Origin of the sequence: Paenibacillus sp. FSL K6-3182, assembly GCF_037976325.1 — a bacterium.
Classification (GTDB): domain Bacteria; phylum Bacillota; class Bacilli; order Paenibacillales; family Paenibacillaceae; genus Pristimantibacillus.
In genome coordinates, this window is sequence record NZ_CP150265.1 from 5,687,275 (window position 1) to 5,702,716 (window position 15,442).

General features: G+C 45.0%; 13 protein-coding genes. 2 read left to right on the plus strand and 11 right to left on the minus strand.

Annotation, left to right across the window (positions count from 1 at the left end; translation table 11 throughout):
* Window positions 1–223: 223 nt before the first annotated feature.
* The 5 genes from MHH56_RS25020 to MHH56_RS25040 all read right to left on the minus strand — a co-directional run bounded on the left by MHH56_RS25020 (window position 224) and on the right by MHH56_RS25040 (window position 6,874).
* Entirely contained in the window at window positions 224–1,114 is an 891-nt protein-coding gene (locus tag MHH56_RS25020) for a transglutaminase family protein (protein ID WP_339204373.1), read from the minus strand.
* Window positions 1,111–2,106 (minus strand): alpha-E domain-containing protein, encoded by a 996-nt coding sequence (locus MHH56_RS25025; protein ID WP_339204374.1) that lies wholly within the window; start codon window positions 2,104–2,106, stop codon window positions 1,111–1,113. The genes MHH56_RS25020 and MHH56_RS25025 overlap by 4 nt, the downstream gene beginning before the upstream one ends.
* Window positions 2,107–2,124: 18 nt before the next feature.
* Window positions 2,125–3,582 (minus strand): circularly permuted type 2 ATP-grasp protein, encoded by a 1,458-nt coding sequence (locus MHH56_RS25030; RefSeq protein ID WP_339204375.1) that lies wholly within the window; start codon window positions 3,580–3,582, stop codon window positions 2,125–2,127.
* Window positions 3,583–3,806: 224 nt separating this feature from the next.
* Entirely contained in the window at window positions 3,807–4,814 is a 1,008-nt protein-coding gene (locus tag MHH56_RS25035; protein ID WP_339204376.1) for a globin-coupled sensor protein, read from the minus strand.
* 164 nt (window positions 4,815–4,978) lie between these two features.
* Window positions 4,979–6,874 (minus strand): PrkA family serine protein kinase, encoded by a 1,896-nt coding sequence (locus MHH56_RS25040; protein ID WP_339204377.1) that lies wholly within the window; start codon window positions 6,872–6,874, stop codon window positions 4,979–4,981.
* Window positions 6,875–7,116: 242 nt separating this feature from the next.
* Between MHH56_RS25040 and MHH56_RS25045 the strand changes: the two genes are divergently transcribed.
* Window positions 7,117–7,842: a DUF2161 family putative PD-(D/E)XK-type phosphodiesterase gene (locus tag MHH56_RS25045; protein WP_339204379.1), complete on the plus strand. Its 726-nt coding sequence runs from the start codon at window positions 7,117–7,119 to the stop codon at window positions 7,840–7,842.
* Here the strand turns inward: MHH56_RS25045 and MHH56_RS25050 are convergent.
* The 3 genes from MHH56_RS25050 to trmL all read right to left on the minus strand — a co-directional run bounded on the left by MHH56_RS25050 (window position 7,826) and on the right by trmL (window position 10,252).
* Window positions 7,826–9,022, minus strand: a complete 1,197-nt coding sequence (locus MHH56_RS25050; protein WP_339204380.1) for a PLP-dependent aminotransferase family protein — start codon at window positions 9,020–9,022, stop codon at window positions 7,826–7,828. The genes MHH56_RS25045 and MHH56_RS25050 overlap by 17 nt on opposite strands.
* Window positions 9,023–9,362: 340 nt before the next feature.
* Window positions 9,363–9,611: an AbrB/MazE/SpoVT family DNA-binding domain-containing protein gene (locus MHH56_RS25055; protein WP_054023539.1), complete on the minus strand. Its 249-nt coding sequence runs from the start codon at window positions 9,609–9,611 to the stop codon at window positions 9,363–9,365.
* A gap of 176 nt (window positions 9,612–9,787) precedes the next feature.
* Window positions 9,788–10,252 carry a tRNA (uridine(34)/cytosine(34)/5-carboxymethylaminomethyluridine(34)-2'-O)-methyltransferase TrmL gene (gene trmL / locus MHH56_RS25060; RefSeq protein ID WP_339204382.1) on the minus strand — a complete coding sequence of 155 codons (465 nt, stop codon included), beginning with the start codon at window positions 10,250–10,252 and terminating at the stop codon, window positions 9,788–9,790.
* A gap of 149 nt (window positions 10,253–10,401) precedes the next feature.
* Between trmL and MHH56_RS25065 the strand changes: the two genes are divergently transcribed.
* Window positions 10,402–11,124 carry a response regulator transcription factor gene (locus tag MHH56_RS25065; protein ID WP_076267607.1) on the plus strand — a complete coding sequence of 241 codons (723 nt, stop codon included), beginning with the start codon at window positions 10,402–10,404 and terminating at the stop codon, window positions 11,122–11,124.
* Between the two features lie 100 nt (window positions 11,125–11,224).
* Here MHH56_RS25065 and serC read toward each other — a convergent pair whose 3' ends face one another.
* The 3 genes from serC to aroF all read right to left on the minus strand — a co-directional run bounded on the left by serC (window position 11,225) and on the right by aroF (window position 15,303).
* Entirely contained in the window at window positions 11,225–12,310 is a 1,086-nt protein-coding gene (gene serC, locus MHH56_RS25070) for a 3-phosphoserine/phosphohydroxythreonine transaminase (RefSeq protein ID WP_339204384.1), read from the minus strand.
* A 217-nt stretch (window positions 12,311–12,527) separates the two neighbouring features.
* The gene (gene glnA, locus MHH56_RS25075) at window positions 12,528–13,952 is read right to left on the minus strand and encodes a type I glutamate--ammonia ligase (protein ID WP_076267605.1); all 1,425 of its coding nucleotides are present in this window, start codon (window positions 13,950–13,952) and stop codon (window positions 12,528–12,530) included.
* 289 nt (window positions 13,953–14,241) lie between these two features.
* Window positions 14,242–15,303: a 3-deoxy-7-phosphoheptulonate synthase gene (gene aroF / locus MHH56_RS25080; protein WP_339204385.1), complete on the minus strand. Its 1,062-nt coding sequence runs from the start codon at window positions 15,301–15,303 to the stop codon at window positions 14,242–14,244.
* Window positions 15,304–15,442: the final 139 nt, after the last annotated feature.

The following is a 15,442-nucleotide window of genomic DNA, read 5'->3' on the forward strand; positions in this document are numbered from 1 at the left end:
TCGATTTGCTCCTTTCTAATGAACTCTATATCCTCTGGAGGGTCGTAGTCATAAGGTCTGCAAAGCACCAGCAATCATACATGGTAAAAGTAGCTTCCATTCCTTAAAATAACAGGCTTCCATTCCTCCCAAGCAGGGATGTTTTTTTGCACGCAAAAAAGGAACAGTATCCGCATTCTACATAAGCGGTTAACTGTTCCCTCTACATTTGAATTTCCATCGTTTAATCCTCAACATTTCTTACATCTACAGATACATGCAATATTTGCTCACCCGTGCCTCTATATACACCTTTAACCGGAACAATATCTTTATAATCCCGCCCGTGCCCAAGCTTTACATAACGCTCTCCAACAGGATCAACGTTAGTTGGATCAAAGCTGCACCAGCCGAGTCCGGGTACAAACGCTTCAACCCAAGCATGCGAAGCTTGCTCGAAATCAGCGCTTCCTCCCTGCAAATCACCAACAAAGTGATAGCCGCTTACGTATCTGGCTGGGATGCCAAAAGCTCGGCAGCTTGCGATCATTAAATGCGCAAAATCTTGACATACGCCGCGTTTGCTCAAAAACATTTCCGATGTTTTCGTCTTTACATCTGTCGCTTCAGGATCATAAATGAACTCGCTCCTAATTTTTGTAGACAGCGCGCTTAGCCAATCGAGAACGCTGGCTTGACTACTTGAGCTTGTGCTCAAAATTTCACCAGCAAATTGTTCTACCTCAGACGTAACAGCTGTATATTCGGTCGTAAGCAAAAACTCGGTGAAACGGTTGGCAGCTTCATCTGTTCTTAACCAGTTCCATGCCTGCTCTGGTGGTCGCTTGCTTAAGTATTGTTCACGTTCCTCCGACGTTGGCGCCTGCTTCGTAACAACGGTCATAGATGTTCGAATGGTAAGCCGCTTATGGGGACCATTAACCGAGAACGCATGAACACGATTGCCAAAATAGTCCTCATAGGTGAACAAAGAGGCATTCGGTTCAATTGAAATCGCTTGCTGGTAACAGGACTGTCTTTCATTAGTGCTGGGCGTTAGTCTAATTTCATTGACACTGTCCGTCACTGACTCTGCATACTCGTACTGCGTGACATGTGAAATACTGAGCTTCATGCGCTTGCCTCCCCCATACGAAAAAAGGTTTTGGCAAAAGCCATCCCAAGCTGCTGACAAGCATCCAGCAAATGAGCAACGATCGTTCCATTCCGATCAATGACCATATCCTCTCGCTCAAGACACGCCAAATCCGCTTTCACCTTGCTTACTTGGCGGATGACTTTCTCATGTGCGGTGCGAAGCTGTTTATCCTGCAGTTCAATATGCCGCATATGTTCATCGAGGGTATGCAGTGCAAAATGAAGAGACCGCGGAAACACGCCATTAAGAACTACAAATTCAACGATCGATTCCACAGAGATGCCATCAGCATAATAACGACGAAACGCTTGATAGCCGCTAACCGAGCGCAGTACGGCCTGCAAATAAGGATATGCCCTTGCATTGTCCCAATCCTCGCCGCTAGCTGCGTTGCCCACTGCCTTAATGATGCGCAGCGTATTCTCAGAGCGCTCCAAGTATCGCCCGCATTCAATGAAATGCCATTCATTTTCCCTTGGCATGACGGATTGGCTGACCCCTTGAAAAAGCGCCGTCCATTCCTTGATTCTTCCGAAAAACAAATGTGGAGATTCACGCAGCAAATCATCCGGCTGCTTCTCCCGCAGCCACAAATAAAAAGCATTTGTTGCATCCCACATTTCACTTGGCACCTTCTCGCGCAATGTACGAAGATTGCCGCGAGCATGACTGACGCAGGAAACCAAAGAGTTTGGATTATCACGATCAAGCGTCGTGTAGAACAGAACATCACGTTCATTGTAGCTGCTATATTGCTGTTCATAAGCTTCTCGGCTGCCAAGAGCATCGACGATTCTTGCCCATTTCGAATAAGACACCATCTCATCGCCCTCCAGCTTTCCTTTTAGGCTTGGCGTGTCGTCGTCAACCTGCAGGTGGTAATGAACATCAATTAATCTAGCATGATTCTCAGCACGCTCCATGTAGCGCCCTATCCAAAACAACGCTTCTGCATTCCGGTTCAGCATAGCAATCCCTCCTGTTAATTATCGTTTTAGGACCCACGTATCCTTGACTCCGCCGCCCTGAGAAGAGTTGACCACAAGTGAACCTTCCTTCATCGCAACACGTGTTAAACCGCCCGGAATGACATGAGTCTCTTCACCCATCAAAGCAAATGCGCGCAAATCAATATGCCGGGGCGTCATGCCGCCATTCACCATAACCGGCGCTCGCGAGAGCTTCATCGTCGTCTGGGCGATATATCGCTCAGGTTCCCGCTTAATAGCTTCAGCAAATGCATGAATCTCGGGCAGGGAAGCGCTTGGACCAATCAACATGCCATAGCCTCCCGAAAGCGATGTCTCCTTCACAACGAGCTGATCCAAGTGTTCCAGCACGTAATCACGTTCCTCCTTGCGCGTTAAAATGTACGTTGGAACGTTATGCAAAAGAGGCTCTTCTCCCAAATAGTAACGAATCATGTCTGGAACATACGCATAAACGGCTTTATCGTCCGCCACGCCTGTTCCTGGCGCATTGGCGATCGCTACATTTCCGGCACGATAAGCGTTCATGAGTCCAGGTACACCAAGGAAGGAATCCGGCTGAAAGGCAAGCGGATCAAGAAAATCATCATCGATGCGTCGATAAATAACATCCACTTGACGAAGTCCGCGCAAATCACGCAAATAAATTTTGTGGTCTTTGTATACGAGGTCCCTGCCTTCAACGAGGTGAATGCCCATCTGCTGCGCCAAAAAGGTATGTTCATAATAAGCTGAATTATAAGCACCAGGAGTGAGCAGCACGATCAAGGGGTCACGCTTGCCGCTTGGAGAAAGCGCGCGAAGTGAGCTTAGAAAACAATTTAAGCTGCGGTCAATACTTTGTACTGAACTTGATAAATACAAATCATGAAATAGCTCATTCATTAACGTTCTGCCTTTAAACAAATAAGAAAAGCCTGATGGAGATCGCAAATTATCCTCCAGCACATAATATCGGCCCTTCTCATCACGAATCAAATCAATGCCCGATGCTGTAATATATACACCGCCTGGAACATGTAGACCAGCCATTTCAGGCCGAAAATAAGTATTTGAAACAATCATTTTACGAGGAATGATACCATCTGCTACAATTTTTTGTCCGTGATATACATCATGAAGGAATGCATTCAAAGCTTTGATTCGCTGCCTTACTCCTCGGTCAACGCCATCCCATTCATGCTTCGGTATGACGCGAGGGATATAATCGAACGGAATCGTTCGCTCAAGCGGCTCATTTTGCGCACCGCTGTACAGCGTGAAGGTAATTCCCTCCTCCATCATTCTTTGATTAATCGCGTTTTGCCGGACTGCAAGCTCAGTTGGATTCATTCTTCCGAATAATCGATGAACGCTTTCGTAGTGGTCACGAACTGAAAAGTCCTTATCGAACATTTCATCGTAAAAGGTCTGAGCATCGTAATATTGCGATTGCGACTGTTTGGCCGTCGACATGACAACCGCCTCCTTCATGATGGCCGCTATACCAGTTTGGTACTAGCTAGGTGAATATTCGATCAATTTTGTTGATTTAACGTTAAAAAACTTAACATTAAATCCATATTTATATCGGAATGTTAGGATAATCATACTAAATTCTGAATATTGTGTCAACTTATATAACACGAAAGCAGGAACCCTCAAGTGAGAGAATTCCTGCTTTTTCTGAGCTGCATTTCCTATTCGGATTGGTTTAATTGCTGTAAATCCTTTGTAACTTTATCAACCATATTAACGAATGAAGCCAGTTCTTGGGATCGAGCTGCTTGATTACGGGCCTCAACCGAGGTTTGCTCCGATTCAAGGCGCACTGCGGATAGCTTCTTATCGATTTCCTCAAGCTTTGACTGTATCCCTTCAAGTGCGTTTCTTGATGAAGCGGCCAGCTTGCGCACTTCATTCGCAACAACCTCGAAGCCTCTCCCATTTTCGCCAGCTCTCGCAGCTTCTATCGCAGCATTAAGACCTAACAAATGCGTCTGATCCGATATGCCTCGAATCAAAGTTCCCATTTCGTTAATGCCTTCAAGCTCTTCACGAAGCTCACCTAATAGTGTATGCGTCTTATCCTGAGATTGCGAAGTCGAAATCGCAGTTGCCGCTATCGATTGTGCACCCTCGTCCAATTCAAACATAAGTGAAGCAAGCTCCTGCACAGCACTCGTAACAGTCGTCAGCATGATGGAACGATTGTCCGCCAGCTCTTGAATCTTTTTCTGTTCATGCTGATTGTAAGCTTCAAGCACGAATTGCGAGTCCAGATTGAACAATTTCGTCAAAGCATGCACAACATCCTTCCAGCGTTCAGGAAGAACTCTTTTCAGTACGTTTGTCGATATGTCCAGATAAGTCATATATGTACCCAAATACCAGTCCGTCGTCAGTCCAATTCGGGAATGGACAGCGCCTATTTTTATGCGGTTATCAATGTAAGCTTGGTCGATTACCCCCTCGGTAAGCGACATGTAATACCATATCTGCGTTTCCTTCAAACGTTCAATGGTGCTTACATTAGAAATAATAGCTACAAGCTCCGGCTGCTGGCCTATAGTTTCATAAAACCGGTCGACCACTTCATGGACAATATTTTGAAAAATGGGCTTGCATTCCGCTAAAATCTTGAGATCCTGCTCCGTAATACCCGTGTATTCAATCTGCTTCTTGCGCTCTGCTGATAAATTAATCAAAATAGCCCGACTCCTTCGGTATATAGTAGACCACTATTACCTATTATATCGGAAAATATTCAAGAAACAGTATGATCATCTCAAATTCTTTTTAAACCTACAGGAAGAAAAGAAAAGCCGATAGACAAATGTCTATCAGCTTCTCTAATAATCAGGCCAATCATTTATCGATTAAGCAGGCTTCCTACATAACGGAGCAATTCATTTGAACATACCGAGCAGTAGCTATGCTCATCCATAAGACGTTTCGTTACTTCATTAATTCGCTTCAATTGACTCTCATCCGGTGTTTTTGTAGACGTCGTTATTTTCACAATATCCTTCAGATCAGCGAACAGCTTCTTCTCGACGGCTTCGCGCAACCGCTCATGACTCGTGAAATCAAACTTTTTCCCTTTCCGCGAATAAGACGAGATTCGAATCAAAATCTCTTCGCGGAACGCTTTTTTCGCATTTTCGGAGACGCCAATTTGCTCCTCGATGGAACGCATGAGGCGCTCATCCGGATCCATCTCTTCGCCTGTCAGCGGATCTTTAATTTTTGCCCAGTTGCAATACGATTCAATATTATCCAAGTAATTTTCAAATAAAGTGCGGGCAGATTCTTCATAGGAATATACGAATGCCTTCTGAATTTCTTTTTTCGCGAGCAGATCGTATTCCTTGCGGGCCACCGAGATGAAATTCAAGTAGCGCTCACGCTCATCCTTCGTAATGGATGGATGGTGATCCAATCCTTCCTTAAGCGCACGCAAAACATCAAGCGCATTAATACATTGTGTATCCTGCTTAATAAGCGCGCTGGAAATTCGGTTAATGACGTAGCGCGGATCAATACCTGTCATGCCTTCCTCTAAGTATTCGTTTTGCATTTCCTTCAAATCTGCTTCCTTGAACCCTTCTACTTCCTCGCCGTCGTACATCCGCATTTTCTTCACAAGATCCATGCCTTGCTTCTTCGTTTCCTTCAGCCTCGTTAAGATGGAGAAGATGGCAGCAGCACGCAGCGCATGCGGTGCGATATGGATATGGCGCATATCGCTTTGTGCGATTAGCTTCTTATAAATTTTTTCTTCGTCGGACACTCGCAAATTGTAAGGGACCGGCATAACGATCATCCTGGAATGCAAGGCCTCATTTTTCTTATTGCTTATGAACGATTTGTACTCCGATTCATTCGTATGAGCAATAATAAGCTCATCCGCGCTGATCAAAGCGAATCGGCCTGCTTTAAAGTTGCCTTCCTGCGTCAGTGAGAGCAAGTTCCATAAAAACTTCTCATCACACTTGAGCATTTCTTGAAATTCCATCAATCCGCGATTTGCCTTATTAAGCTCACCGTCAAAACGATAGGCACGAGGATCGGATTCAGATCCATACTCCGTTATCGTCGAGAAATCGATGCTTCCTGTAAGATCGGCGATATCTTGTGACTTCGGATCGGATGGGCTGAATGTGCCAATACCAACTCGGTTATCCTCAGAAATAAACACCCGCTCAACGAGTACGTTTTCAATATCGCCGCTGTATTCCGTCGTAAGCCTCATTTGGCATGAAGGGCATAGATTCCCTTCAATTCGAACACTGAGCTCTTTTTCAATATCAAGCCGAAGCTCATGGGGAATAAGATGAAGCGGATCCTCATGCATCGGGCAGCCTTTAATCGCATAAACGGCTCCACGCTCAGTTCTGGAAAATTTCTCAAGACCTTTTTTGAGCATCGTAACGATCGTGGACTTTCCTCCGCTGACCGGACCCATTAACAATAGAATCCGTTTACGAACCTCCAGCCTGCGAGCTGATGAATGGAAATATTCTTCAACCAGCTTCTCCACCGCACGATCCAGCCCAAAAATTTCTTGATCAAAAAATTTATACTGCTTGTTGCCGCCAACATCTTCCACCCCATGAGATTCAATCATTTCATAAACGCGAGAATGTGCTGTCATGGCCGGGGACGGGTCCTTCCTTAACAAATCAACGTAATCCTTGAATGTTCCTGTCCAAGCAAGTTTCTCGCTCTCAGCCTGATACTCCGATATTCGCTTGAAAATGTCCATACCGTGCCTCCTCCCATCGCTTCCGCATTCCACTTATCATTCTACGCCCGGGATTTGTCTCTAGACGCTCTATCGAGTGGTGCCAACTTTTATTGAGGTATTACATTCCTATGCTTATTCGAGGAGATAATTGCACACTATTTTTGTCCTTCATCCATCAAAAAACGACAAGTGCGCAAAATCCTTTGTTATAATGATTCATAAGCATCAATGGAAATGAACGTGGAGAGGAGTTAGTAAACGTGGCAGTAGCACGCGAAGAAGAGCTCTACAAACCTATAAAAAAGTATTATGAGCAGCTTGGGTATGCGGTAAAAAGCGAGGTCCTTCATTGCGATTTGGTCGCTATTCATCCTGAGCGAGCCGATACGATAATTGTCGAAATGAAAAAAACATTCAATCTCGCCTTGCTTTTGCAAGGGGTTGAACGTCTTCGATTAAATAGCCATGTCGTGCTGGCGGTTGAACGCAATCGAACGAAAAGCGGAGCGCACAACCAGCGCTTTGGCGATTTGACTGAACTGTGCCGAATGCTAGGACTCGGTTTTATGACCGTCACCTTCTATAAAACAAAGCCGCCGGTCATCGATTGGTTATGTCAGCCAGGCGATCCACCGCTGCGCGGAGTAAGGCGCAAGAAGCAAGCACAGCTGCTGACCGAGTTTAAGGAGCGCAGCGGCGACTATAACGTCGGCGGCAGTACAGGTCGCAAGCTTGTTACAGCATACCGCGAGAAGGCTCTGCGCTGTGCTTATGCGCTTCACACCTCGGGACCACTAGCGCCGCGCGAGGTCGCAGCCATTACTGGCTATAGACGCAGCGGCGAAACGCTGCGCAGCAATTATTACGGCTGGTTCGATCGCATTGAACGCGGCAAATACAGCCTGCGCCCTGAGGGCGCGGCTGCATTATCTGAATATAGCAATGTTATCGCTGAATGGTCAGCATCGGTTAGCTCCGCCCCGTAAATTCGCCGATCGCTTCAACAAACCGCAATACGCCTTGTTCTGTACGCGCTCCTGTATTATACGTGTAATTCAACCTTGCAGTGTTGCGCTGTGGATGATCGGCATAGAAAGAGCTGCCCGGCACAAACGCAACCCCTTTTTGAACCGCACACCGCAGGAGCGCCTCTGCATCCAAACCGTCAGGCAGCTCCAGCCATAGGAACATGCCGCCTTTCGGTTTTACCCAAGTGACGCCCTCTATTGCCTGGCGCTCAAGGAGACCATGCATCTCAAGCATACGCTCGCCGTATGACTTTGAGATAAGACGGATATGACCATCGAGATCAAACCCTTTAAGCAATTGACTTAATATTTGTTGATCGATCGTACTCGAGTGAAGATCGGCAGCTTGCTTAGCTTTGGCTACCATGTTGATGACTTCACTGTCTCCGATAGCCCAACCTGACCGCAGCGCAGGTGCTACCGTTTTAGAAAACGTACTCGTATAAAATACCGCGCCGCCCTCTACTTGTCCTTCTAATGAGAACAATGTAGGGAATTGCTCGCTCTCATCAAATTTTATGTCACCATAAGGATCATCTTCAATAATTGGCATTTCGTTTTGCTTGCAGAGAGCAAGTATTTTCTTCCTTCGCTCAACGCTCCATACACGTCCCGTTGGATTGCCGAATGTCGGAACAGCATAAAGCAGCTTCGGACGATACTCGCGAATAAGACGCTCTGCATCCTCAGGAATGATTCCATGCTCATCACTCTCCGCTGCCACTACCTTTAAACCATGAAGAGCAAATACTTGCAAGCTTGCCAAGTAAGTAGGCTTCTCTACCAAGATTACATCTCCAGGCTCTGTAAGTACGCCAACGAGCAAATCAATCGCCTGCTGCGATCCTGTCGTCAGAATCATTTGATCTGGATTAACATGCATTTGCTTAACGGCCATCCGCTCACAAAGCTGCTCCCGCAATGGCAAATACCCAGCTGTCAAACCATACTGCAATGCGCTTGCTCCTGCAGTAAATACTCTATCTGCTGCTTCGCGTACGGCTTGTACGGGGAACAGCTCCTCAGCTGGAAGTCCTCCAGCAAATGAGATCATTTCCTTTCCTTGCGTCAGCTTAAGTATATCCCTAACCGCTGAAGATTTAAGCTCTGATACTCTAGATGAAAAACGATAATTCATATTGATTGCTCCTCCTCGCAAGCTATATTGCTATGCTTATACTCTCTATGTTAACAATGTGTTCACAACTTTTAAAGTTTTCTTTTTTGCCATCGTTGGTTATAATAAAGACAGCATACTTGGAGGTGTCCCACAGATGAACTTTATTATCGTTATGACTGTGTTTGCATTGTTCATTACGGCGATGCTTACCAGCTCTTACAATGATGACAAAACAAAAGGACTATAAGCCTGCTTTATCCGCTTATAGCCAGCGCAACAAAAAAATGAAGCTTCCCGAAGAGCAACAATACTCTTCTCGGGAAGCTTCATTTCGTTATACAGCATGCAAAAACGCTGATTAGCGTTGCAGAACTGCCATTTCTTCCATACATACACCACAAACATAGCGATCCTTGAAATCACGAACTTCAACCATTGAACCGCAAAAAACACACTTTGGACGGTAACGCTCCAAAATGATATGGTCACCTTGGACGAAAATTTCAACGGGATCGCCCTCGTTCATCAAATAACGTTTACGTAATGATTTTGGAAGTACAATACGTCCGAGTTGGTCCACTTTTCTTACTACACCTGCTGGTTTCATCACTTTCACCTCTTCTGTGTCTGGTTTCGCAAGCTATTTTTGAGAAACCTCTGCGTTATAGTCTTTCGATGGCACTTCAGTATTTCCTTCCTAATTTAATAATTTCTTAATATCCTGCAATAATTCTTTTTATTAGAGCAAAAAAATTCCAAAAAATGAGAAATAAATTAACATTTTTAATCGAGTCCTGGAAAATGATTTTGTCTAAGCGCTTCATACACGATAATTGCTGCAGAATTGGACAGATTAAGTGATCGCACTTTATCCGTCATCGGCAATCTAATGCAAGTTTCTATATTCGCATCTATAAGCTCCTGTGGCAAGCCCTTTGTTTCTTTCCCGAATACAAAGAAATCGCCATCCTGATACTCGAACTGTGAATACGTCTTCTTCGCTTTCGTACTTGCGTAGAAGAATCGGCCTTGCGGATAACTTGCGAGCACCTCATCGAAGGAATCATGATACTCGATATGTACCGAGTGCCAATAATCGAGTCCTGCCCTCTTCAAAGTACGATCGTCCGTATCGAAGCCAAGTGGTCTTACCAAATGCAAAATAGTGCCGGTTGCAGCGCATGTACGAGAAATATTACCTGTATTTGCAGGAATTTCTGGTTCTACCAAAACAATATGAAATGGCATAGTTTTGTTTCTCACCTCTCATTTTGCCTATTATACACGAAAATGACGAATATTTTTACACCCACTTTACGTACCGTTAATCTCAAGCATAATTTCAACCTTCATAATAGAACCATAATAGGCGGAAACACATGGAGGAGAGCTGAATCATGCGAAAAAAAATTTTGATCGTGGATGACGAACCATCTATTTCAATGTTGATTGAATTTAACTTAAAGCTGGCAGGTTATGATGTACGTTGTGTAGGTGATGGTGAAGCTGTATTCGAAATGCTTAAACCTTTCCGTCCCGACTTAATTGTTCTAGATCTCATGCTGCCAAAGATGGATGGACTCCAAGTTTGCCGCGAGCTGCGCAAGCAAAGCAATGCTGTACCCATCGTTATGCTGACTGCACTTCAAGACGTAACCGATAAAATAGCTGGTCTTGATAATGGTGCCGATGACTATATGACTAAACCTTTTAGCCCGCAGGAGCTTGTTTCCCGTATTCAAGCTATTTTCCGCCGAGTTCAATCGCTTCCAGGCACTGCTGATGACACTACGTTCAACATTGGCCGCTTGAAGGTTCAGGTTGAACAGCGTGAAGTATTCATAGACGGCAAATCCGTTGAGCTTACGCCAAAGGAATTTGAACTGCTATTGTTCCTATGCCGCCACAAAGGAAAAGTGCTTAGTCGCCAGCAGCTGCTTCACGGCGTTTGGGATTACCATTTCCTCGGTGATACGCGAATCGTCGACGTTCATATTAGCCATCTGCGCGACAAGATCGAGAAAAACGCACGTACGCCGGAATATATTATGACTGTCCGCAATGTCGGTTATAAATTAAACGGTCCTCATATTGCTGAGAGCAGTCTTGCCCAAGCTTAATGAACTTATAACGTCCATACCCAAAAAAACAGCCTGCTTCTATATTAGAAGCAGGCTGTTTCTATTCTAGCAATTATAGGCGTGAAAACAAAACTACTTATTAACCGTTCCGTTTTTGGAAGTCAGCCATGAATTGTGCAAGCGCCTGGCAGCTCTCAAGCGGAACCGCATTGTAAGTTGAAGCTCTTAGGCCGCCAACATCGCGATGACCCTTCAAGCCTTCAAAACCTTCTTTCAACGACTCCTTAACGAACAGAGCCTCAAGCTCCTCCGTTTGAATACGGAAAGTAATATTCATAAGCGAACGGCTTTGCGGCTGAGCACAGCCCGTGTAGAAGCCGCTGCTTTGATCGATAGCGTCATAGATCAACTTCGTTTTGTCGCGGTTGTACTGATCTAGCTGAGAAACTCCGCCTTTTGCCTTGATCCACTCCAGAACCAGCTTCACCATATAAACCGAGAAAGACGGCGGTGTATTGTACAACGAGCCGCTCTTCGCATGCGTGCTGTAACGGAACATCGTTGGAATCGTTTTGTTGCTGCTCTCGATAAGATCCTTACGAATGATGACAACGGTAACGCCTGATGGACCTAGGTTTTTTTGTGCACCGGCATAAATGACGCCAAATTTGCTCACATCAATCGGTCTGCTCAAAATATCACTGGACATATCCGCAATAAGTGGCACATCACCAGTGTCAGGGAATTCTTGGAACTGCGTTCCACCGATCGTTTCATTTGATGTTAAATGTACATAGGAAGCATTGCTCGGAACTTCAATTTCTGACAAAGTCGGCATACGCATAAATTTGTCAGCTTCAGTCGAAGCGGCAATAACCGTTTCTCCGACAAGTTTCGCTTCTTTAAGCGCTTTGTCAGCCCAAGCTCCTGTCATGACGTAAGCGCCTGGCTTGCCAGGCTGCAGAAGATTCAGAGGAAGCATAGCAAACTGTGTGCTCGCGCCGCCTTGCAGCAATAAAACCTCATAGTTTTCTGGAATTCCGAACAATTCACGAAGCAGGGCTTGCGATTGATTGTTCACTTCTTCATACATTTTGCTGCGGTGAGACATTTCCATAATGGACATCCCTGCGCCCTGATAATCAACAAATTGTTCCTGGGCTTGCTTCAGCACCTCAAGTGGTATTGCGGCTGGTCCTGCATTAAAATTAAATGCTCGTGTCATCTTCGGATACCCACCTCTGTTTCTTTATTTATGATATGGATATGATAGCAATTTTGAAGGGCTGCATCAAGTGCATTCCGCATATTAAATAAATTAAAAGTCGAACGTATGACGCAATACTGTCAATAAACATTCGGATTTCGTTCACTATATCTTTACAAACGATAAAAAAACGGGTCCCAGAGGGACCCGTTTCTTATATTTCTTGAACGATTGATTAGCAATCGTAGTAAAGGCTGAACTCATGCGGATGAATACGGATTGCAACAGCTTTAGCTTCTTGACGTTTTACTGCAACGTAGTTGTCAATGAAGTCTTTAGAGAATACGCCGCCTTCAGTCAAGAAATCGGAATCTGCTTCAAGGGCATTAAGCGCCTCGTCAAGCGTTCCAGGAACGCTGCGGATTTCTTTTTTCTCTTCTTCTGGCAATTCGTAGATGTTTTTGTCGAAAGGACCGTAACCAAGAGCTACTGGATCAAGCTTGCGCTTGATGCCGTCCAAACCTGCAAGCAGCATCGCTGCAAATGCAAGGTAAGGGTTAGCCGTGTTGTCCGGTGTACGGAATTCAATACGACAGCCTTTAGGTGTTACAGCTGCAATCGGAATACGAACGGCTGCAGAACGGTTACCTTTTGAGAATACAAGGTTAACCGGCGCTTCGTAACCAGGCACAAGACGTTTGAATGAGTTCGTGCTTGGGTTAGTGATTGCGATCAAAGCTGGAGCGTGGTAAAGCACGCCGCCGATGTAGTGCATAGCCATTTCGCTTAGGTTAGCGTAAGCGCCTTTGTCATAGAACAAAGGAGTATCGCCGTTGAAGATAGAAGCATGAACGTGCATACCGCTACCGTTGTCACCGAATAGTGGCTTCGGCATGAAAGTAGCCGTTTTGCCATATTGGCGAGCTGTGTTGTGAATAATATATTTGAACTTCATAAGATTGTCGGCTGTTTTTGTCAATGTGTCAAAACGGAAGTTGATTTCTGCTTGACCAGCAGTTGCAACTTCATGGTGATGACGTTCTACGCGAAGGCCCGATTCCTGCAATAGGCGAACCATTTCGCTGCGGATGTCTTGTTGGGAGTCGATAGGAGCTACAGGAACATAGCCGCCTTTAACTGGAATTTTCGAACCAAGGTTTCCGCCCTCTTCTTTACGGTTCGTGTTCCAGCCCGCTTCCTCGGATTCAACAACATAAGAGGATGCGTTCATTGTGCTTTCATAGCGAACTTCGTCGAAAATAAAGAATTCAGGTTCTGGTGCAAAAAATGCTGTCGTACCAATACCCGTAGTTTGAAGATACTCTTCAGCCTTTTGAGCGATGCTGCGTGGGTCACGGTCATAACGATCGCCTTCAGGTGTATGAATATTACACATAACGTTCAGTGTAGGATGATCAGTGAAAGGATCAATAAATACGGATTCTGTATCCGGCATCATAACCATATCGGAATTTTCGATACCGCGGAAACCGTGGATTGATGATCCATCAAAAGCTACTCCGTTTACAAAAGTATCAGCATCAACCTCAGCAGCAGGAAGCGTGATGTGGTGAGCCTTACCTAGAAGATCCACGAAGCGGAAATCTACAAACATAATGCTGTTTTCTTTAATATTGTCCAAAACATTTTGAACTGACATTATAATTTCCTCCATTTCCGAACATTAGCGTAGTGTTGAACAAGTATTGTTCAATTATTGCTCCAAATCCATGTCGTTATTATAAAACTAGCCCTCAATCTCCGTCAATAGCTATGTAAGGTATTTTTTGAACTCATGTTAGGTATACTTACAAGTTTGTACGTTTGTTCACAAATCCTCAATAAAAAAAGCTGAGATCCTTTTATTTATAAGGCTTTTTGAGAACGGTTACACAAAAAACAAAAAAACTTTGCCATCCTAAGATGACAAAGTTTGGTTTGATGTTATGTTAGATTTTCCACTCTACAAAGGCTTCTGCTGGTGCTTTTGGCGTATCAAAATGTTTGCCTACGATCGGCGCCAGCTTCTCTAGGTCTTTCAATAGGTTAGCGAATTGGTCAGGGAACAAGGATTGTACCCCATCGCCAGTCATCGAGTTATCTGGATCGGTATGCATTTCAACAATCAATCCGTTCGCGCCAGCCGCTACTGAAGCTTTCGACATAGGCTCAACCAGCTCACGACGGCCTGTTCCATGGCTCGGGTCAGAAATTACTGGCAGATGGCTGAGAGATTGAAGCACTGGAATTGCAGATAAATCAAGCGTATTGCGCGTGTAGGTTTCGAATGTTCGGATTCCGCGTTCACACAACATGACATTTGGATTGCCGCCTGCCAAAATGTACTCCGCCGCATTCAAAAACTCGTCATAGGTTGAGCTGAATCCACGTTTAAGCAGTACAGGCGTTTGAATCGTTCCAAGCTTGCGCAGCAAATCGAAGTTTTGCATATTGCGTGTACCTACTTGAAGAATGTCCGCGTATTCTGCACATACATCCACATATTCTGGCGTCATGACCTCTGTAATCGTCAGAAGGCCGTGCTTCTTGCCCGCTTCCGCCATCATAACAAGCCCTTCCACGCCTACGCCTTGGAAGCTGTAAGGCCCTGTGCGCGGCTTGAAGGCGCCTCCGCGCAGCACCTGTCCGCCAGCCGCTTTTACTAAACGAGCAATCTCGTCGATTTGCTCCGGTGTTTCAACAGCACAAGGTCCGCCCATTATAACAAGATTGCTTCCGCCGATTTTCACGCCTTTTATGTCAATAACTGTATCATCTGGATGGAAGTCACGGCTTGCTAGCTTGTATGATTTCGAAATTTTAATAACGTTTTCCACACCTTTCATTTGACGCAAATGCTCAGCAAGCGTAGGTTCCGCTTTGCCAATAATTCCAATTACCGTGCGATCCGTACCTCTTGATACATGTGCTTGAACTCCTGCTCTTTCAATATGAGCAACAATTTCTGTAATGCGTTCTTCTGCAATATTTGAATTCGTGATAACGATCATAGGGATCACTCCTAAATTTATTGTGGGATTTGGGCAAAAAAATGTACAAACTTTTGCTTAATAAATGCATGGCATCGCACGAAGTGCGCCTCATTTTCTCATCATTCATTGGATATTCACTTTACAGCTTTTATGCTTC